Raw genomic sequence first — 18,765 nt, 5'->3', positions numbered from 1 at the left:
CGATCGTGCCGTTCCCTGGGGCGTCAGGCACGGTCGATGATCGGCAACAGGATGGTGAAGCAGGTGCGGCCCTTGCGGCTTTCGACTTCGATCATGCCCTGATGTTGCTCGACGAAGCTCTGTGCCAGCGAGAGACCGAGGCCGCTGCCCCCTTCGCGCCCCGAGACCAGCGGATAGAAGATCTTGTCGCGGATCTCGTCCGGGATGCCGGGGCCGTTGTCGATCACTTGCAATTCCAGTGCCAGCTTGTAGCGGCGCTTGGCGAGCGTGACCTGGCGGGCGACGCGCGTGCGCAGGCGGATCTCGCCGCGGCCTTCCATCGCCTGCGCGGCGTTGCGCACGATGTTGAGGATGGCCTGGATGAGCTGTTCGCGGTCGGCGGTGAGTTCGGGCAGGCTGGTGTCGTAGTCGCGGCGGATCGCGATCTCCGGGAACTCGGCGAGGATCAGGCGGCGCACGCGTTCCAGCACGTCGTGGATGTTGAGCTGGTCGGGCCGCATCATGCAGTGCGAGGTCAGCAGCCGGTTCATCAGGTCCTGCAGGCGGTCGGCTTCGGCGATGATCACTTCGGTATATTCGCGCAGCTGCGGGTCGGCGAGTTCCCGTTCCAGCAGCTGCGCCGAGCCGCGGATGCCGCCGAGCGGGTTCTTGATCTCGTGGGCGAGGTTGCGGATCAGTTCGCGGTTCGCCTGCTGCTGCTGCAGCAGCTGTTCCTCGCGTGCGACGCGCAGTTGGGCGTCGATCGGGCGGAATTCGAGGAGCAGACCCAAACCCGCCGCTTCGGCCGGGCTCACTGTGCAGTCGACGTGCAGCGGGTCGGCGTCGGGGCGGGCGATCTTGAGATCCTGGCCGGTGTAGCTCCAGTTCTTTCGCAGTGCGTTGTCGAGTGCGGCGGCGAGGCCGGCGGGTTCGCCGAGGAGTTGCGGCAGCGGGGCGCCGATCAGGCGCCGGTGGCTGACGGCGAAGAGGTTTTCGGCGCCGGCGTTGAGGTAGCGGATCAGCAGATGGTCGTCGACGACGACCACGGCCGATGAGAGCAGGTCGAGCCCGGCGAAGGGGCCCGCGAGACCGGGGGATTTGGGCGTGTTGGGCATGGGTGTGTTCTCGGAATCCCTTTTGGTCTCGCAAAAAACACGCCAGCTCGTATTTGCCCCTACTTCAGGTTGCCGAGTTCCTTCTTGAGGGCTTCGACGTTGCGCTGGTGCAGTTCGACCGCTTCACGTAGCGGCTGCAGGCGGTTCTGGACGACGGGCAGCCGGCGCTCGGCGCCCTGGTAGTGGCCCTCCTGCTCGGCGACGGCCTTTTCGGCTTCGGCTAGCGCGGCTTCCTCGGTGGCGAGTTCCTTGTCCAGCACCTGGCGGCGGGTGTCGTCGCGGGCGCGCTGTGCATCGGGAGCGACGCGCGGGAAATTCGTCGGAGTCGGTTGCGATGCGGAAGATGAGCGCCTCGGCGGAGCGGGAACCGAGGACACGGCCTGGTCCTCGCTGAGCTGCTTGCAACCGCGCCCTTGGTTGCGGTCGTTGGTGTAGGTCACGCCGCCGTTGGCGTCCACGCATTTGAAAACCTGGGCCTGGGCCAGGGGTGGCACGAGCAGAAGGAGCAGTACCGGAAGTGTTCGCATGTCCGTCAGTCGGAAGGTCAGGGATGCATCCGGTGCCGCGGAGGGCCTCCCGCAATGCATACGTGGGGCATTAGACCCCATAAAAAAGGGACGGGCAATGCCCGTCCCTTTTCTACCTTGGCGTAATCCGGAGATTACAGGCTGTAGTACATGTCGAATTCCACCGGGTGGGTGGTGATGCGCATGCGGTCGACTTCTTCCATCTTCAACGCGATGTAGGCGTCGATGAAATCGTTCGAGAACACGCCGCCGCGGGTCAGGAACTCGCGGTCCTTGTCGAGGTACTCGAGTGCCTGTTCGAGGCTGGTGCACACGGTCGGGATCTTTGCATCCTCTTCCGGCGGCAGGTCGTACAGGTTCTTGTCGGCGGGGTCGCCCGGGTGGATCTTGTTCTGGATGCCGTCCAGGCCGGCCATCATCAGCGCGGCGAAGCACAGGTAGGGGTTGGCCAGGGGATCCGGGAAGCGCGCTTCGATGCGGCGGCCCTTCGGGTTCGCGACGTACGGGATGCGGATCGAGGCCGAACGGTTGCGGGCCGAGTAGGCCAGCTTGGTCGGGGCCTCGTAGTGCGGCACGAGGCGCTTGTACGAGTTGGTGCCGGGGTTGGTGATCGCGTTCAGCGCGCGGGCGTGCTTGATGATGCCGCCGATGTAGTACAGCGCGATTTCCGACAGGCCGGCGTAGCCGTTGCCGGCGAACAGGTTCTGGCCGTCCTTCCAGATCGACTGGTGCACGTGCATGCCCGAGCCGTTGTCGCCGACGATCGGCTTCGGCATGAAGGTGGCGGTCTTGCCGTACTGGTGCGCGACGTTATGGACGATGTACTTCAGGATCTGCGTCCAGTCGGCGCGCTGGGTCAGCGTGCTGAACTTGGTGCCGATTTCGCACTGGCCGGCGTTCGCGACTTCGTGGTGATGCACTTCGACCGGCACGCCGGCAGCTTCGAGCGCGAGCACCATGGCGGCGCGCACGTCGTTCAGGCTGTCGACCGGGGGAACCGGGAAGTAGCCGCCCTTGACGCGCGGACGGTGGCCGGTGTTGCCGCCTTCGAACTTGTCGGCGGTCGACCACGCGGCTTCTTCCGAGATGATCTTGCTGTACACGCCCGACATGTCGACGGACCACTCGACGGAGTCGAAGATGAAGAATTCGGGCTCCGGGCCGAAGAAGGCGGTGTCGCCCAGGCCGGTGCTCTTCAGGTAGGCTTCGGCGCGCTTGGCGATCGAGCGCGGGTCGCGGTCATAGCCCTTGCCGTCGGACGGCTCGATGACGTCGCAGGTCAGGACCAGCGTGGTCTCGTCGAAGAACGGGTCGATGTAGGCGGTGCGGGCTTCCGGCAGCAGGATCATGTCGGAGGCCTGGATGCCCTTCCAGCCGGCCAGCGAGGAGCCGTCGAAGGGGTGGCCGTGCTCGAAGTGATCTTCCTCGAACGCCGAAACGGGCAGGCCGACGTGGTGTTCCTTGCCACGCGTATCAGTAAAACGCAGGTCGACGAAGCGGACTTCGTTTTCCTGGATCATCTTCATGACGTCTTGAGCGTTCATATTCACTCCTGATGAGAAGAGGCGAAAGCGGTTGTTGGTAACGGAAAACTTCCGATGGAGCGAAGGTAAGCAGTATCCGTGCCATACGTAAGTTCGACTTTGCCGGGCATTTTGCCACAAGGGCGACTGCGCGTATCGCGGACGCGCGCGAACGGGGCGAGTAAATTGGCGGCCGAAGCGGTGGAATGCCGGGAGGAAGGCGCGGCGAGTGCGCGCGAAGCGGCGAGAGGGGCGTGAGCGCACCGAAAGTGTGCGCGTTGGTTCGTAGATGCACCGTCATGGTGCAATCCGGCCCAGGATGGTGATGGCCCGGTAGTGAGGCCGTTCCGCGAGCAGGGTGTCAATGCGCAGGCGCAACTCGTCGGGGGGGATTTCGCCGAGGTCGGCGGCCCCGAGGATCACCTCGGCTTCGATGCGGTCGCCGAGGTAGTGGATCAGCACGCGCGGCGGTGTCGCGAGGGGGCGGTCGAACAGGGTTTCGAGGGTATGCACGATTTCGGTGCGTTCGGGCAGGGGGGCGAGTCCGGCGCCCTGCAGGGTCGCATCGTTTTCGGCGTCGACATGCACCAGCACCTCGCGCACTTCGGGGTGGGCTGCGTGTACGCGGAAGTACACCGCATCGGAAATCTGATGGCCTTCGGACACGGTGATGCGCGGGTCGACCTGGATGTGGGCGTCGCACAGCACCCGATCGGCCATGCGGCGGGTGCGCAGGTCGTGCAGGCCGATGACGCCCGGAGTTGCCCGGATGGTGTTGCGGATGCGTGCGACGTCCTGCTCGGAGAGGCCGGTATCGATGAGTTCGCGCACGGCCTTCCAGGCCAGACGCAGGCCCATGTGCAGGATCAGGAAGCCGACGAGGGCGGCCGCGAGCGGTTCGAGAAAGGGGTAGCCGGCCAGGCTGCCGCCGATGCCGACGGCGACGACCAGCGAGGACGCGGCGTCCGAGCGTGCATGCCAGGCGTTGGCCTCCAGTACGGGGGCCTTCAGGCGTCGGCTGGCGGCGAGCGTGTAGCGGAACAGAAGTTCCTTCGCGAAGAGCGTCATGACGGCCATGCCGAGGGCGACGGGGTGCAGCGGCAGCGCGGCGTCCATGTGCTGCAGGCGCAGGCCCGAACTCCACAGGAAGCCCGTGCCGACTCCGGTGAGCACGAGCCCCAGCAGCAGCGAGGCGGCGGTCTCGATGCGGCCGTGGCCGTAGGGGTGGTCGCGGTCGGCCGGCTCGCCACCGCGCCGCCCGGCCATAAGGACGAGCAGGTCGGTAAAAAGATCGGAGAGCGTGTGTGCGGAATCGGCGACGAGGCTGAACGCGTGGGCGTACAGTCCGACTGCGATCTGGCCGACGGACAGCACCATGTTCGTGGCGATCGCCACGAGCGCGACGCGCTGTATGCCGCGGCTGCGTGCCTCGGCTGCGCCGCTGCGGCGCGACTTGCCTGATGTCGGGTGGTCCATGGCGCCTGCGGTATGGGTATACTCGGGTTCCGATCGAGCAATTCTATCCGGATGGATGCAATGGGAAAGTTGACCGACCTGCTCCGCCTCGCCCAGCAGCGCGCGCAGGAGATGAAGCTCCCGTATGCGGGTGCGCTCACGCCGGGCGAGGCCTACGAAGTGTGGCAGCTCGCGCCGGGCGCGAAGCTCGTCGACGTGCGCACGCGTGCCGAATGGGATTGGGTCGGCCGCATCCCGGGTGCCGTGGAGATCGAGTGGATGGGCTATCCGGGCAACGTGCCCAATTCGCACTTCCTTGCGCAATTCAGGCGCGAGGTCGATCCCGAGGCGCTCGTGATGTTCATGTGCCGTTCGGGCGCACGCTCCGACAAGGCGGCACGGGCCGTCACGGAGGCCGGCTGCCGGAGCTGCTACAACGTGCTCGAGGGTTTCGAGGGTGACCGCGACGCGAACGGCCAGCGCAACCGCATCGGCGGCTGGCGCCATGCCGGGCTGCCGTGGCAGCAGGGCTGAGCGCGCCCATTCGCCCCGTTTGCCCCCTTCGCCCATTTGACACGCCGGCGCAGAGCCGGTTTGATTGACGAATCTTGCGACCGAAGTACCGAAGACGATGCAGACCGCCACCATCAGTTTCGACCGATTCAATGCCTTGCGCGACGACGAGGCCCAGGAGCGCATCCACGCCGCGCGCGCGCGCCTCGGCGAGCGCGCCGTGCTGTTGTGCCACCATTACCAGCGCGCCGACGTGTATCAGCACGCGGACCTGACCGGTGACTCGCTCAAGCTGTCCCGCCTTGCGTCGCAGACGGATGCGGAGTTCATCGTGTTCTGCGGCGTGCATTTCATGGCCGAGGTCGCGGACATCATGTCGCAGCCGCACCAGAAGGCGATCCTGCCTGACCTGGCGGCCGGCTGCTCGATGGCGGACATGGCCAACCTGGCGAAAGTGGAGCGCTGCTGGCGCGAATTGCGCGAAGTGCTGGGCACGCCCGATGCGCTGATTACGCCGGTGACCTACATCAACTCGGCGGCGGACCTGAAGGCCTTCTGCGGCGAGCACGGCGGCATCGTGTGCACCTCGACGAATGCGCCGGTGATCCTCGACTGGGCGTTCGCGCAGCGCGAGAAGGTACTGTTCTTCCCCGACCAGCATCTCGGGCGCTGGACGGGCTACAAGAAGGGTATTCCGGTCGATCAGATGGTGGTGTGGGATCCCGACCTCGAATACGGCGGCCTGACGCCGGAGCAGATCCGCAACGCGAAGATCCTGCTGTGGAAGGGGCATTGCTCGGTGCACCAGATGTTCCAGGAGACCCATATCCGCCGCTGGCGCATGCAGCATCCGGAGGGGCTCGTGATCTCGCACCCGGAGAGCAGCCTCGACGTGTGCATTAACTCGGACTACGTCGGTTCGACCGAGTACATCATCAACGTGATCAAGAACGCTGCGCCGAATACGCGCTGGCTGGTCGGCACGGAGCTGAACCTGGTCAACCGCCTGGCCGAGGAAGTGAAGCCGGAAGGCAAGATCGTGCAGTTCATGGCGCCGACGGTGTGCATGTGCTCGACGATGCAGCGCATCGACCCGCAGCATCTGGCGTGGACGCTGGAGAACCTCGCCGACGGCAAGGTCGTCAATCACATCCAGGTGCCCCCGCACGAGGCCGAACTCGCGAAGGTGGCGCTGGACCGGATGCTCGCGGTGTCCTGACGAACGGTGCGGAGGCCAGACCATGAAGCTGCGCATCTGCACCTACAACATCCACAAGGGGTTCTCGCAGTTCAATCGCCGCATGGTGATTCACGAACTGCGCGACCGCCTGCGCAGCCTCGACGTCGACCTCGTGTTCCTGCAGGAAGTGCAGGGCCTTCATATGGGGCATGCGAGCCGCCACCCGAACTGGCCCGAGCCGCCGCAGCATGAGTTCCTCGCTGAGGACGTGTGGCACCAGACCGCCTACGGCGGCAACGCGGTGTATGACCACGGACACCACGGCAATGCGATCCTGAGCCGTTTTCCTATCGTCTCGACGAGCAACCAGGACGTCTCGGACCACCGTTTCGAGCGCCGCGGGCTGCTGCATTGCGAGGTGCAGGTGCCCGAGATCGAGTCGCCGGTGCACTGCGTGTGCGCGCACCTCGGTCTTTTCGCGGGTAGCCGGCGGAGGCAGATGGAGGCGCTGGCCGGGCGCATGGAGCGCCTGGCGCCCGACGGGGCGCCGCTGATCATCGCGGGCGATTTCAACGACTGGCGCAACCGGGCGCAGGACCTGCTGGTCGAGCGGCTGGGCGTTCGCGATGCGTTCGAGGCCGGGCGCGGCCGTCCGCCGCGGAGCTTCCCGAGCAAGATGCCGCTGTTCCGGCTCGATCGCATCTACGTGCGGGGGTTTTCGGTGAAGCAGGCCGACGTGCATTCCGGCCCGCCCTGGTCGCGGATCTCCGATCACGCAGCCTTGACGGCCGAGCTGGGTCCCACGGGGTGAGCGCCTTCGTCGGCGGCAATGCGATCACCCTGCTGGAGAACGGCGCCGACTTTTTTCCCGCCTTGCTGCAGGCGCTCGAAGGCGCCGAGCGCGAGATCTTCCTGGAAACCTATATCTTCGAAAACGACGGGGCCGGAACCCGGGTAGCGGCAGCCCTGGCGCGTGCGGCAGAGCGCGGCGTCGCGGTGCGGGTGCTGGTGGATGGCTTCGGCGGCCGCGCCTTCGTGCGTTCGGTGATGCCTGGGCTCGTCGCCGGCGGCGTCGGCGTGCAGATCTACCGCCGCGAGCTGCGCGTGTTGGCGATGCGCCGCCACCGCCTGCGCCGCCTGCATCGCAAGCTCGCGGTCGTCGATGGGCGCGTGGCCTTCGTCGGCGGCATCAACATCGTCGACGACCTGACGCACGACGGACCGCCCCATCCGCGCTACGACTACGCGGTGCGGGTCGAGGGGCCGCTGGTGGAGCCGATCCTGCACTCGATGCATCACGTGTGGCGGCTGGTCGCGTGGGCCGGGCTGCGGCGGCGGCGTCCGCAGCCGCTTGTTGCGCCGGCGCGCACCGAGGCGGCGGGCAGCGTGCGTGCGTGCTTCCTGATCCGGGACAACCTGCGCCATCGTCGCGACATCGAGGAGGCCTATCTCGACGCGGTCGGCGCGGCGCGGCGCGAGGTGGTGATCGCCTGTGCGTATTTCTTCCCCGGGCGGCGCTTTCGCCAGGCGCTGGTCGATGCCGCCGGACGCGGCGTGGAGGTGGTCCTGCTGCTGCAGGGGGTGTCGGATCATCCGATGCTGCAGTACGCGACGCGCGCGTTGTACCCCTTCTTCCTCGCCCGCGGCATCCGCCTGTTCGAGTACCGACAGAGCGTCCTGCACGCCAAGGTCGCCGTGGTCGATGCGCAGTGGGCGACGGTCGGTTCGAGCAACATCGATCCCTTCAGCCTGCTGCTCGCGCGCGAGGCGAATGTCGTGATCGACGATGCCGGCTTTGCCGCGGATCTGCGAGGCAGCCTCGCGCGGGCGCGGGCGAACGGCGCGCACGAGCTGCGCAGCGGGGACTGGGTGCGCGTGTCACCGCTGCGCAGGGCGGCGAGCTGGGCAGCGTATCAGGTCGTGCGTCTGGCAATCGGCGTGGCGGGCTACGGCCGGCACAACTGAGGCCGTGCCGGGCTGAACTCGATCGGTGCGGCAAAGTCGAAGGTTTGTTCGGCGCCGTGCGGTGCGTGTCGCCCGGGTGCCGCCATCTCCAGGAGGTGTGCGATGGAACAGCCGCTCCACACGATGAGCAATCTGTTTGCCCAGCTCGGGCTGCCGTCCGAGGAATCCGCGATCGAGCGCTTCATCGCCGCGCACGCACCCCTGCCGTGCGGCGTGGAACTCGCCAAGGCACCGTTCTGGTCGCCGCAGCAGGCGGCCTTCCTCAGCGAGGAGCTGACGGAAGACGCGGACTGGGCGGAGATCGTCGACCAGCTCAGCGCACGCCTGCGCTCCTGAAGCCCGTTCCCGCGGTTCGGCCGCGGCGGGGAGATCCATCATGGAAGACCGCATCATCTCGGTCGTCAGCGGGGCGAGCCGCGGGCTCGGGCGCGCGGCGGCGCACCGGCTCGCAACGATGGACGGCTACCGGGTCATCGCCACCGCACGCAACCCTGACGACCTGGAGCCGCTGCGCTCGAAGCTCGCCATCAGCGGCCACGTCGTCGAGCCGCGCCAGCTCGACATCACCGACGACGCCTCGGTGAAGGCGCTGCGGGACTGGATCGCCGGGCGCTTCGGGCGCGTCGACGTCCTCATCAACAACGCCGGCATCCTCGTCGATCGCCATTCGACCAGCATCCTCGAGCTGCCGCTCGAGCAGGTGCGTGAGACGCTGGAGACGAACCTGATCGGGACGCTGCGCCTCACGCAGGCGCTGGTGCCACTGATGCGCACGAGCCGCGCGGGGCGGGTCGTCAATCTCGCGTCGAGCATGGGGCAGCTGGCGGAAATGGACGCGGGCACGCCCGCCTACCGCATGTCGAAGACTGCGCTCAATGCGCTGACGCGCATCCTGGCGGCCGAACTTGCGGGAACCCCGATCAAGGTCAATTCGGTGTGCCCCGGCTGGTGCCGCACGGATCTCGGCGGGCCGGAGGCGCCGCGTCTGCCCGAGGAGGGCGTCGAATGCGTGGTGTGGGCAGCGACGCTGCCCGAGGACGGGCCGAGCGGCGGCTTCTTCCGCGATTGCCAGCCGATCCCGTGGTAGGACGGCGTCAGGACCCGGTGGCGGCGAGGCCGGCGGGTGCCTGCGCGTGGGCGCGGCGGGGCACGCGATCGAGCTGCCAGTGCGCGGTCGCCCAGGCCCACAACGCGGCCAGCGGCCCGTGCGCGAGTTCGGCCGGTGGCGTGTGGCCGAGGAATTCCAGTCCGGCTGCCAGGGCGGCGCTGGCCGGCAGGGCGTCGATCGGCGCGGCGAGCGTCTGCTTGGAGAGCTTTTCGCCCGCCGTATTGACGACTACCGGCAGGTGCGCATAGCCGGGTGTGGCCACGCCCAGCAGATGCTGCAGGTGGATCTGGCGGCCGGTGGAGCCGAGGAGGTCGGCGCCGCGCACAACGTCGGTGACGCCCGCGGCCGCGTCATCGACGACGACCGCGAGCTGGTAGGCGAACTGCCCGTCGCCGCGCAGCACGACGAAGTCGCCGACGTCCCGTACGAGATCCTCTTCCTGCAGGCCCTGGATGCGGTCGTCGAATGCGACCGTCCCTTCCGCGCGCACCCGCCACGCATGGGCGCTGCGGCCGGGCGGCAGGCCGTTGCGGCAGGTGCCGGGATAGATGCGCGAGCCGTCGCGCGCGAGCGCGGAATCGGCCATTTCGCGGCGCGTGCAGGCGCAGGGAAAGATATGGCCGGCGGCCGTGAGCTGTTCGAAGGCGGCGCGGTAGGCGTCCAGCCGCCGGCTTTGCCAGACGATCTCGCCGTCCCACTCGAAGCCGAAACGCGCGAGCGTCGCGATGATGCCTTCCGCTGCGCCCGGCACGGTGCGGGGTGCGTCGACGTCCTCGATGCGCAGCAGCCAGCTGCCGCGGCGGCTGCGCGCCTCCAGATAGCTGCCGATTGCTGCGACGAGTGAGCCGAAATGTAGCGGCCCGGTCGGGGAGGGCGCGAAGCGGCCGATGTAGGGGGGCGGTGCTGGCGGCATGGGAAGTGTCGTGGATGCGGACCGGCGGTTGCTCGAGTCGGGACGCTGCGGGCTTACCTGATCGATTCGCTGCCCGTGTCGGTCGGATTGCCACTGCTCATTGCAGGCTCCTGGTGGCGGAAATCGGCAAAACGCGCCGGGTGCAGCCCGGCTGAGGCCAGGTCCTCGGCGAACTCGGGCGACGCGAGGTAGGCGAGTTCGGTCTCGCGTGGCGTCGTGAGCACGTCGCAGGCACGCAGTTCGTCATCGACGCGGCCCGGGTGCACATGCACGAGCGGTCGGGGGCCGCTGCCGGCAAGGAATGACTGCATCAGGGTGCGGAACGGGACTCGCCCGGAAAAGTCGTGCAGACCGGCGAAGCCGTCGTTCGCCGGCAGGCTGTGGCGGCGCAGCAGCCGGTGCAGGCCGAGGCCGAGCGAGGAAATCAGCAAGGCCTTCGGCAGGGCTGTGCGACGGCGCACGCAGCGCGCGAGCGGCTCCCGGCAGTCGCGCACCCACACGGACCCGGACGGGTAACGTGCCAGCAGTTCCGCGACCAGCACTTCACGGATGCCCGGCAGCACGTGCGCATGCTGGTGCCCGTCGATGTAGGCGGGCGGTGCGTTCCAGGCGTCCTCGAAGGCGTCGAGCTGGGCACGCAGTTCGTCGCGGATCGCCTGCCGCGGCAGCGACCGTGCGAGCGCGCGCGGAAGCAGCCGACCCATCGACGGTAGCCGTCCTGCCAGAGCGAGCCCGGCCGCAGCGGTGAGCGGGGCGTGATCGGTCAGCGTGAGGTGCAGGCCGACGTCGGCCGGATGCGCCGCGACGGTTTCACGCAGCAGGCCCGCATGCCGTTTCCAGTCCGGTAGCGGCGTCATGCAGCTCGTCGCGGACAGCCGTCCGGCCGCGATCAGCCCGGCGATCGCTTCGCTGACGCCCGGCGCGATGCCGTAGTCGTCGGCGCAGACGATGATCGGGCGGGTATGTCGGCGGTCGGAGGAGGGCTGTTCGTTCATCGCCCCCTTATAGCGGCTCTCACGTCAACGCGCCAGCGCCTGTTTGCGTTTATCCTCCGAGGTTTGGCGCCTCGCCCATTCATCATCCGCCGGAATAACGTGCCTGCTCCCACCCCCCGCGCCGCCGTGCGCGCCGCTCCGTTCCCCGCCTTTACGCCGCTGCTGTCGGTCGTGATCCCGCTTTACAACGAAAGCGGTTCGCTCGGGGCCCTGCACGAGCGCCTGAAGGCGGTCGTCGGGAACCTGCCGCTGGCCGGTCATGAGTTCGTCTTCGTCGACGACGGCAGTCGCGACACGACCTTCGACGAGGTCGCGGCGCTGGCGGCGATCGACCCGGCGATCCGGGCGATCCGCTTCGCGCGCAACTTCGGCAAAGAGGCGGCGATGGCGGCCGGCCTGCGTGCGGCGCGCGGTGACATCGTGGTGTTGATGGACGGCGACCTGCAGCATCCGCCCGAGCTGATTCCCGAAATGCTCGCGCGCTGGCACCAGGGCGCGAAGATGGTCACGGCCGTGCGCCGCTCGCGCGACACCGACCCGTGGTTGCGGCGCCAGCTCTCGCGCGGTTTCTACAGGCTCTTCAAGCGGGTGTCGGAAGTCGCGCTGGAGGAGGGCGGAGGCGACTTCCGCCTCTTCGATCGCGCGGTCGTCGATGCGATCAACAGCCTGCCCGAGCGCACCCGCTTCATGAAGGGCATCACGAGCTGGGTGGGCTTCCGCCAGGAGACGATCGATTTCGAGCCGGCCGAGCGCGCCGCCGGCGCGTCCGCGTGGTCCTTGATGCGCCTGCTGCGCTACGCGATCGACGGCCTGTCGGCCTTCAGCACGCTGCCGTTGCGCGTGTGGTCGATGGCCGGCATCTGCATTTCCGGCCTGTCGGTGCTGTACGGCGGCTGGCTGGTCGTGCGTACCGCGATCTTCGGCATCGACGTTCCGGGCTACGCGTCGATCATCGTCTCGGTGCTGTTCCTGTCCGGCATCCAGCTCATCAGCCTGGGGGTGCTCGGCGAATACGTCGGGCGCATCTTCACCGAGGTCAAGCAGCGTCCGTTGTACCTCGTGTCCGAACGCATCGGTTTCGACGAGGCGGCGAAGTGAGCACTCCCGCCGCAGTTCCGGGCGCGTCGACCGCGCCCGCAGGCCTGCGCACGTCCCGGCTCGCCTTCCGCCTCGCCATAGTTGTCTTCGCCATCCTCGGCGCCTACGTGCTGATTGCGTTCGACCAGCACGGCATCAGCAACGACGAAGAGGTGCAGCACGTCTACGGGCGCCTGCTGCTCGATTTCTATGCCTCGGGTTTTGCCGACCGCAGCGCCTTCGCCTACAAGAACCTCTATCTCTACGGTGGCCTCTTCGACCTGATCGCCGCGGCTCTCGAGCCCCTCGTGCCGATGAACGTGTGGGATCTGCGTCACCTGTTGTCCGCGGGTTTCGGCCTGCTGGGGCTGGCGGGAACCTGGCTGCTCGCGCGCCTGCTGATGGGCGAGGTCGCGGGACTGGTCGCCCTCGTGCTGCTGGCGCTGACCGGCGCATGGTCAGGGGCGATGTTCACACACACCAAGGACGTGCCTTTCGCGACGACGATGGTGTGGTCGCTGTATTTCACGACGCGATTCGCGATGCGCCTGCCGGCGGTGAAGGCAGGCGATCTCGTGGGACTCGGCATCGCGATCGGCTGCGCCTTCGGCCTGCGCGTCGGCGCCGTGTTCGCGGTGTTCTATCTCGGCGTCGCCGTGCTCGCCGCCGCCTGGCTGAACGGCGAGGATCTGCGCGGCCGCCTTGCCGTGCTGCGCCGCGCGGTCCTTGCACTGCTGCCCGCGGCGGCGCTCGCGTTCGCGTTCCTGGGCCTCTTCTGGCCGTGGGCGGTCCAGTCGGGCGGCAACCTCGTGAAGGCGATGACGACCTTCTCGCGTTTCTCGTTCGAGCTGTACACGATCCTCGACGGCGCGGTGATGAAGAACGGCGATGTGCCCGGCCGTTACCTTGCGAGCTACCTGCTCGTGCGCCTGCCGGAACTGTTCCTGCTCGGCGTCGCGCTCGCCGTGCTGAGCGCCTTGCGGTTGCTGCCGGCTGTGGTTGTGTCGACGGAGAGTCGTGCACAGGCGCTACGCTGGCTTCCCGTGACGCTCGCAGCCGGCTTCCCGCTCGCCTACACGCTGTTTGCCGCACCACCGCTGTATAACGGCATCCGGCATTTCACCTTCCTGCTGCCGCCGCTTGCGGTGCTCGCGGCTGCCGGGCTGTGTGCGACGATCAAGCGCGCGTCGCGCTGGCCGAAGGCGCGGCTCGTCGCACTTTCTGGCTGCGGACTGCTGGCCGTGACCCACCTCGTGACCCTCGTGCGCCTGCATCCATACGAGTACGTGGCCTACAACGGTTTTACCGGTGGCCTGCGCGGCACCGAAGGGCGCTGGGAGCAGGATTACTGGGGTGATGCGCTACGCGAGGCGGCCGTTATGCTCAACGCCTACGTCGCGGCCGAAGGGACGGCGCAGGGGACCTGGACGGTGGCCGTGTGCGCCGAGTCGGTGCAGGGCACGGCCTGGCTCGCGCCCGGGCTGGAGGTGACGCGTGACTGGCGTGTGGCGGACTTCTTCCTTTCGCCCACGCACATGGACTGCGATACGGCGGTGAAAGGCAAGATCATCGGCGAGGTCGCGCGTGAAGGCGTCGTTCTTGCCGTCGTGCGCGACCGCCGCATGCTCGCCGGTGCCGATCGCGAGCCGCGCCCGCCGCAATGAGCGAGACCGGTCATCTACGCGGGCACCTCGCCCGCATCGTGCGCTTTGCCGCCGTCGGTGCGGTCGGGACGGGCGCACACTACGCCGTGCTCGTCTCGCTGGTCGAAGCTGCGGGCATGGCCCCGGTTGCCGGGTCCGTCGCGGGCTTCCTGGTCGGCGCGCTCGTCAACTACACGATGAACCGCAGGCTCGTCTTCCGCTCCGACCGCGCCCACGCCGAGGCGCTGCCGCGTTTCCTCGCGGTTGCGGGCATGGGCCTGTGCTGGAATGCGCTGTTGATGTATCTGTTCGTCGACCTCGCCGGCGTGCACTACCTGATCGCCCAGATCGTCACGACCGCTATCCTGCTCGGCTGGCACTACGTCGGCCACGCGCTGTGGACCTTCCGCAAGCGCCCCGCCGGCACGCGCAACGAGCAGTAAAATACCCGCTTCCTTTCCACCGCCGTCGGCACTCCGCGTGCCGCGCCGTTTTTTTCGCATCTCCGCCATCGTGCCGCATCTCGAACCCCGGATCGTCCATGTCGACGACTACATCATCGTCGCCGAAAAGCCCGCCGGCCTGCTGTCCGTGCCCGGGCGTGGCGAGCACAAGCAGGATTGCCTGATCGCCCGCATCCAGAAGACCTGGCCCGACGCGCGCATCGTGCACCGGCTCGACTTCGACACCTCGGGCCTGATCGTCCTCGCGCGCGGGGCGGAGATGCACCGCCGGCTCAGCATGGCCTTCGAGAAGCGCGAGGTGGACAAGCGCTATTTCGCGCTCGTGCACGGCCACGTGCTGTCGCAGGACGGCGAAGTAGATCTGCCGCTGATCGTCGACTGGCCGAACCGTCCGCGCCAGATGGTCGACCCCGTGAATGGCCGGCGCGCGCTCACGAACTACCGCGTCCTCGAGCGCAGCGGCATGGGCACGGACGCCGTTTCGCGCGTAGAACTCGAACCTGTCACCGGGCGTTCGCACCAGTTGCGCGTGCACATGATGACGATCGGCCACGCGATCCTCGGCGACTCGCTCTACGCCCCGCCCGAAAGCGCCGTGCACCACGCGCGGCTGCACCTGCACGCGGCGATGCTCTCCTTCGACCACCCGGAAACGAAACAGCGGATGAAGTTCGTCAGCCCCGTGCCGTTCTGAGTGCGGCACCAATGAAAAAGCCCGGCGGACCGGGCTTTTCGGGGGAGTCGTCTGGAGCTTAGACGTTGAACAGGAAGTTCAGCACGTCTCCGTCCTTGACGACGTATTCCTTGCCTTCGGCTCGCATCTTGCCGGCTTCCTTTGCGCCCGCTTCGCCCTTGTAGGCGATGAAGTCGTCATAGGCGATGGTCTGCGCGCGGATGAAGCCGCGTTCGAAGTCGGTGTGGATCACGCCCGCGGCCTGCGGGGCGGTGTCGCCGACGTGGATCGTCCACGCGCGCACTTCCTTGACGCCCGCGGTGAAGTAGGTCTGCAGGCCCAGCAGCGTATAGCCGGCGCGGATCAGGCGATCCAGGCCCGGTTCCTCGAGGCCCATCGATTCGAGGAAGTCCTTCTTGTCGGCGTCGTCGAGGTCGGCGATCTCGGCCTCGATCGCGGCGCACAGCGCGACGACTTCGGCCCCTTCGGCCTTCGCGTGGGCCCGCACGGCGTCGAGATGCGGGTTGTTCACGAAGCCGTCCTCGGCGACGTTGGCCGCGTACAGCACGGGCTTCGCGGTGATCAGGCACAAGGGCTTGATGCTCGCCCACTCCTCCTTGCCGAGGTCCAGCGCGCGCACCGGCTTCGCTTGGTTCAACTGGGCGAGGCACTTCTCCAGCACCGCGACGAGCATCTTGGCTTCCTTGTCACCGGCCGCGGCGGGGCGCTTGTAGCGGTTAACGGCCTTCTCGACGGTGGCCATGTCGGCGAGCGCGAGTTCGGTGTCGATGACCTCGATGTCGCGGATCGGATCGATGGTGCCGGAGACGTGCACGACGTTGTCGTCGGCGAAACAGCGCACGACGTGCACGATCGCGTCGGTCTCGCGGATGTTGGCGAGGAACTGGTTGCCGAGGCCCTCACCCTTGGATGCGCCGGCAACCAGGCCGGCGATGTCGACGAACTCGACGATCGCGGGCTGCACCTTCTGCGGCTTGACGATCCCGGACAGCGCGACGAGGCGCGGGTCGGGCACCTCGACGATGCCGACGTTGGGCTCGATCGTGCAGAAGGGGTAGTTGGCCGCTTCGATGCCGGCTTTCGTGAGGGCGTTGAAGAGGGTCGACTTGCCGACGTTGGGCAGGCCGACGATTCCGCATTTGAGGCTCATGGGCGCGATTCGTCCTTGGGTTTGGCCGGCTTCGGCGCGGCCGGGCGGGCATTCAGTCGGGTGCTGGCGGTGTTCCACTCGCCGCGGGCGATCATCGGCCAGGTCGCGAGGGCGCGTTCCATGGCTTCGTCGATCAGCGTCTGTTCCTCGCGCCGCGCAGCTTTCAGCACGAAGTTGACGACCTCGTTGCGGTCGCCCGGGTGGCCGATGCCGATGCGCAGGCGCCAGTAGTCGTTCGTGCCGAGGTGGGCCGACGTGTCCTTCAGGCCGTTGTGTCCGCCGAGGCCACCGCCGAATTTCAGGCGCAGCTGGCCGGGGGGGATGTCGAGTTCGTCATGCACGACGAGGATCTCGGCCGGGGCAATGCGGTAGAAGCGCGCGAGCGCCCCGATGGCCTGGCCCGAGCGGTTCATGAAGGTCTGCGGCATCAGCAGCCAGACGCCGGCGTCGCGGGCATTGGCGACCAGACCGTGGAAGCGGGATTCGTGATTGAAGCGTACGCCGAGCTGCTCGGCGAGGCGCTCACAAAACCAAAACCCGGCATTGTGCCGGGTCTCGATGTATTCGGCGCCGGGATTGCCGAGGCCGACGATGAGACGCGGTGCTGCGGCGCTCATCGTGTCGGTTCCTGCGTCATTCCGGTCGTGCGTCCCGAGGCGTCAGCCTCAGGCAGCTTCGCCTTCGGTGCCTTCTTCAGCAGCGGCGCCCTTGACGGTGAGCGCGGTCGCGACAACCGGATCACCTTCGCCGTGGGCGACCAGCTCGACGCCTGCCGGCAGCGGCAGTTGCGAGACGTGGATCGACTCGCCGGACTGCAGGTTTGCCAGGTCGACTGCGATGAACTCGGGCAGGTTGCCCGGCAGGCACTCCACGTCGACTTCGGTGATGGTGTGCGAGATCATGCTACCGCCGAGCTTGACGGCCGGGCTCAGGTCGCCATTGACGAAGTGCAGCGGCACCTTGAGGTGGATCTTCTGGCTCGCATCGACGCGCTGGAAGTCCAGGTGCAGGATCTGCTGGCGGAACGGATGCCATTGGGTGTCACGCAGCAGGACGGCCTGCTTCGCGCCTTCGACGTCGACCGACAGGATCGAAGCGTGGAAGGCTTCCTTGCGCAGCAGGTGGTACAGCTCGTTGTGGTCCATCGAGATGGTCTCGACTTCGCCCGAACCGTAGATGATGCCCGGGATCTGGCCGGCGCGACGCAGGCGGCGGCTCGCACCCGTGCCCTGTTCAACGCGCTTGGTGGCCTTGAATTCGATTTGCATTGGATACTCCTGGTTGAAACGATCCGTCCGCGACCAGACGGATGGGTTGAGTCCCCGGCGGTGCCGGGGACGAAATTCATTCCATGAACAGCGAGCTGACCGACTCTTCGTTGCTGATGCGCAGCATCGTGTCGGCGAGCAGCGAAGCGACCGAGACCTGGCGGATGCGCGGACAGGCCTTGGCGTCGTCGCGCAGCGGGATCGTGTCGGTGACGACGAGCTCGTCCAGGTCGGAGTCGGAGATGCGCGAAACCGCGGGGCCGGACAGCACGGCATGCGTGCAGTAGGCGAGCACCCGACGGGCGCCGTGTTCCTTCAGCGCGGTGGCGGCCTTGCACAGCGTACCGGCGGTGTCGACGATGTCGTCCATGATCACGCAGGTGCGGTCCTTGACCTCGCCGATGATGTTCATCACTTCGGAGACGTTGGCTTTCGGACGGCGCTTGTCGATGATCGCGAGGTCGCATTCCATGCGCTTCGCGAAGGCTCGGGCGCGCACGACGCCGCCGACGTCCGGCGACACGACCAGGAGGTCGTCGTACTTCTGCTTGTCGAGATCGGCGAGCAGAACCGGTGCGGCGTAGACGTTGTCGACCGGGATGTCGAAGAAGCCCTGGATCTGGTCGGCGTGCAGGTCCATCGTCAGCAGGCGCTGGACACCGACGGCCTGCAGCATGTTGGCGACGACCTTGGCGGTGATCGCCACGCGCGCGGAGCGGGGGCGGCGGTCTTGGCGGGCATAGCCGAAGTAGGGGATGGCGGCGGTGATGCGGCCGGCCGACGCGCGCTTGAGGCCGTCGACGAGGACCATCAGCTCCATCAGGTTTTCATTCGTCGGCGTGCAGGTCGGCTGGAGGATGAAGACATCCTTGCCGCGCACGTTTTCGAGCAGTTCGACGTTGACCTCGCCGTCGGAGAAGCGGCCCACCGTGGCCGAGCCGATGGAAATGCCCAGTCTCCGAACGACATCCGCCGCGAGTTTGGGGTTGGCGTTGCCGGTGAAGACCATCAGGCTGCCGTAGGCCATGTCCGAATCTCCGATGCCGCTAGAATGGCGAGGGTAAAAACGACTCGGGCAGGCGCGAGGCCTGCCCGGATAAATTGGCTGGGGAAGAAGGATTCGAACCTTCGAATGCCGGAATCAAAATCCGGTGCCTTGACCAACTTGGCGACTCCCCAATGAAACCTTTTCGCCT

General features: G+C 67.4%; 20 protein-coding genes and 1 tRNA gene. 10 read left to right on the top strand and 11 right to left on the bottom strand.

Going from position 1 to position 18,765, the window contains the following annotated elements:
- Positions 1 to 23 precede the first annotated feature (23 nt).
- From glnL to F464_RS0107590, 4 genes are all read right to left on the bottom strand, one after another.
- On the bottom strand, positions 24 to 1,094 hold the full coding sequence (gene glnL / locus F464_RS0107605) for a nitrogen regulation protein NR(II) (protein ID WP_018989197.1): 1,071 nt from the start codon (positions 1,092 to 1,094) through the stop codon (positions 24 to 26).
- A 59-nt stretch (positions 1,095 to 1,153) separates the two neighbouring features.
- Positions 1,154 to 1,621, bottom strand: coding sequence for a DUF4124 domain-containing protein (locus F464_RS0107600; RefSeq protein WP_018989196.1), 468 nt, complete (start codon positions 1,619 to 1,621; stop codon positions 1,154 to 1,156).
- Between the two features lie 134 nt (positions 1,622 to 1,755).
- Positions 1,756 to 3,165, bottom strand: coding sequence for a type I glutamate--ammonia ligase (glnA, locus tag F464_RS0107595; RefSeq protein ID WP_026295831.1), 1,410 nt, complete (start codon positions 3,163 to 3,165; stop codon positions 1,756 to 1,758).
- A gap of 276 nt (positions 3,166 to 3,441) precedes the next feature.
- The gene (locus tag F464_RS0107590) at positions 3,442 to 4,620 is read right to left on the bottom strand and encodes a cation diffusion facilitator family transporter (protein WP_018989194.1); all 1,179 of its coding nucleotides are present in this window, start codon (positions 4,618 to 4,620) and stop codon (positions 3,442 to 3,444) included.
- A gap of 60 nt (positions 4,621 to 4,680) precedes the next feature.
- On the opposite strand from F464_RS0107590, the gene F464_RS0107585 reads away from it, so the two are divergent.
- The 6 genes from F464_RS0107585 (at position 4,681) to F464_RS0107560 (ending at position 9,344) form a co-directional block, all read left to right on the top strand.
- Positions 4,681 to 5,133 (top strand): rhodanese-like domain-containing protein, encoded by a 453-nt coding sequence (locus F464_RS0107585; RefSeq protein WP_018989193.1) that lies wholly within the window; start codon positions 4,681 to 4,683, stop codon positions 5,131 to 5,133.
- A gap of 97 nt (positions 5,134 to 5,230) precedes the next feature.
- Positions 5,231 to 6,331, top strand: coding sequence for a quinolinate synthase NadA (gene nadA, locus F464_RS0107580; RefSeq protein ID WP_018989192.1), 1,101 nt, complete (start codon positions 5,231 to 5,233; stop codon positions 6,329 to 6,331).
- Between the two features lie 22 nt (positions 6,332 to 6,353).
- The gene (locus F464_RS0107575) at positions 6,354 to 7,103 is read left to right on the top strand and encodes an endonuclease/exonuclease/phosphatase family protein (protein ID WP_018989191.1); all 750 of its coding nucleotides are present in this window, start codon (positions 6,354 to 6,356) and stop codon (positions 7,101 to 7,103) included.
- Positions 7,100 to 8,257, top strand: coding sequence for a cardiolipin synthase ClsB (gene clsB, locus F464_RS0107570; protein ID WP_018989190.1), 1,158 nt, complete (start codon positions 7,100 to 7,102; stop codon positions 8,255 to 8,257). Before F464_RS0107575 ends, clsB begins: the two co-directional genes overlap by 4 nt.
- A gap of 102 nt (positions 8,258 to 8,359) precedes the next feature.
- Positions 8,360 to 8,593: a DUF2789 domain-containing protein gene (locus F464_RS0107565; RefSeq protein ID WP_018989189.1), complete on the top strand. Its 234-nt coding sequence runs from the start codon at positions 8,360 to 8,362 to the stop codon at positions 8,591 to 8,593.
- A 40-nt stretch (positions 8,594 to 8,633) separates the two neighbouring features.
- The gene (locus tag F464_RS0107560; RefSeq protein ID WP_018989188.1) at positions 8,634 to 9,344 is read left to right on the top strand and encodes an SDR family oxidoreductase; all 711 of its coding nucleotides are present in this window, start codon (positions 8,634 to 8,636) and stop codon (positions 9,342 to 9,344) included.
- A 7-nt stretch (positions 9,345 to 9,351) separates the two neighbouring features.
- On the opposite strand, the gene gluQRS is transcribed toward F464_RS0107560, so the two are convergent.
- Positions 9,352 to 10,278 (bottom strand): tRNA glutamyl-Q(34) synthetase GluQRS, encoded by a 927-nt coding sequence (gluQRS, locus tag F464_RS0107555; protein WP_018989187.1) that lies wholly within the window; start codon positions 10,276 to 10,278, stop codon positions 9,352 to 9,354.
- A 53-nt stretch (positions 10,279 to 10,331) separates the two neighbouring features.
- The gene (locus tag F464_RS0107550) at positions 10,332 to 11,273 is read right to left on the bottom strand and encodes a ChbG/HpnK family deacetylase (protein WP_018989186.1); all 942 of its coding nucleotides are present in this window, start codon (positions 11,271 to 11,273) and stop codon (positions 10,332 to 10,334) included.
- A gap of 171 nt (positions 11,274 to 11,444) precedes the next feature.
- Here F464_RS0107550 and F464_RS0107545 point away from each other — a divergent pair, with 171 nt between their 5' ends.
- Genes F464_RS0107545 through F464_RS0107530 form a run of 4 tightly spaced genes read left to right on the top strand, consistent with a single transcriptional unit; the run spans position 11,445 to position 15,151 of the window.
- Complete coding sequence (locus tag F464_RS0107545) at positions 11,445 to 12,371, top strand: glycosyltransferase family 2 protein (RefSeq protein WP_026295830.1); 927 nt, start codon at positions 11,445 to 11,447, stop codon at positions 12,369 to 12,371.
- Positions 12,368 to 14,014 carry a glycosyltransferase family 39 protein gene (locus F464_RS0107540; RefSeq protein WP_018989184.1) on the top strand — a complete coding sequence of 549 codons (1,647 nt, stop codon included), beginning with the start codon at positions 12,368 to 12,370 and terminating at the stop codon, positions 14,012 to 14,014. Before F464_RS0107545 ends, F464_RS0107540 begins: the two co-directional genes overlap by 4 nt.
- Positions 14,011 to 14,436, top strand: a complete 426-nt coding sequence (locus tag F464_RS0107535; RefSeq protein WP_018989183.1) for a GtrA family protein — start codon at positions 14,011 to 14,013, stop codon at positions 14,434 to 14,436. The genes F464_RS0107540 and F464_RS0107535 overlap by 4 nt, the downstream gene beginning before the upstream one ends.
- A gap of 37 nt (positions 14,437 to 14,473) precedes the next feature.
- On the top strand, positions 14,474 to 15,151 hold the full coding sequence (locus F464_RS0107530) for an RluA family pseudouridine synthase (RefSeq protein ID WP_018989182.1): 678 nt from the start codon (positions 14,474 to 14,476) through the stop codon (positions 15,149 to 15,151).
- A 58-nt stretch (positions 15,152 to 15,209) separates the two neighbouring features.
- On the opposite strand, the gene ychF is transcribed toward F464_RS0107530, so the two are convergent.
- From ychF to F464_RS0107505, 5 genes are all read right to left on the bottom strand, one after another.
- Positions 15,210 to 16,301 (bottom strand): redox-regulated ATPase YchF, encoded by a 1,092-nt coding sequence (gene ychF, locus F464_RS0107525; protein WP_018989181.1) that lies wholly within the window; start codon positions 16,299 to 16,301, stop codon positions 15,210 to 15,212.
- Complete coding sequence (gene pth, locus F464_RS0107520) at positions 16,298 to 16,918, bottom strand: aminoacyl-tRNA hydrolase (RefSeq protein WP_018989180.1); 621 nt, start codon at positions 16,916 to 16,918, stop codon at positions 16,298 to 16,300. Before pth ends, ychF begins: the two co-directional genes overlap by 4 nt.
- Before the next feature lie 48 nt (positions 16,919 to 16,966).
- A complete protein-coding gene (locus tag F464_RS0107515; RefSeq protein ID WP_018989179.1) occupies positions 16,967 to 17,569 on the bottom strand; it encodes a 50S ribosomal protein L25/general stress protein Ctc in 603 nt (200 codons plus the stop codon).
- 76 nt (positions 17,570 to 17,645) lie between these two features.
- A complete protein-coding gene (locus F464_RS0107510) occupies positions 17,646 to 18,596 on the bottom strand; it encodes a ribose-phosphate pyrophosphokinase (protein ID WP_018989178.1) in 951 nt (316 codons plus the stop codon).
- Between the two features lie 75 nt (positions 18,597 to 18,671).
- Positions 18,672 to 18,748: transfer RNA gene (locus F464_RS0107505), tRNA-Gln, on the bottom strand.
- Between the last annotated feature and the right edge of the window lie 17 nt (positions 18,749 to 18,765).

It is taken from the genome of Aromatoleum toluclasticum ATCC 700605, assembly GCF_000378245.1.
In the GTDB taxonomy this organism is placed as follows: domain Bacteria; phylum Pseudomonadota; class Gammaproteobacteria; order Burkholderiales; family Rhodocyclaceae; genus Aromatoleum; species Aromatoleum toluclasticum.
This window is presented reverse-complemented; position numbering and strand designations above follow the sequence as displayed.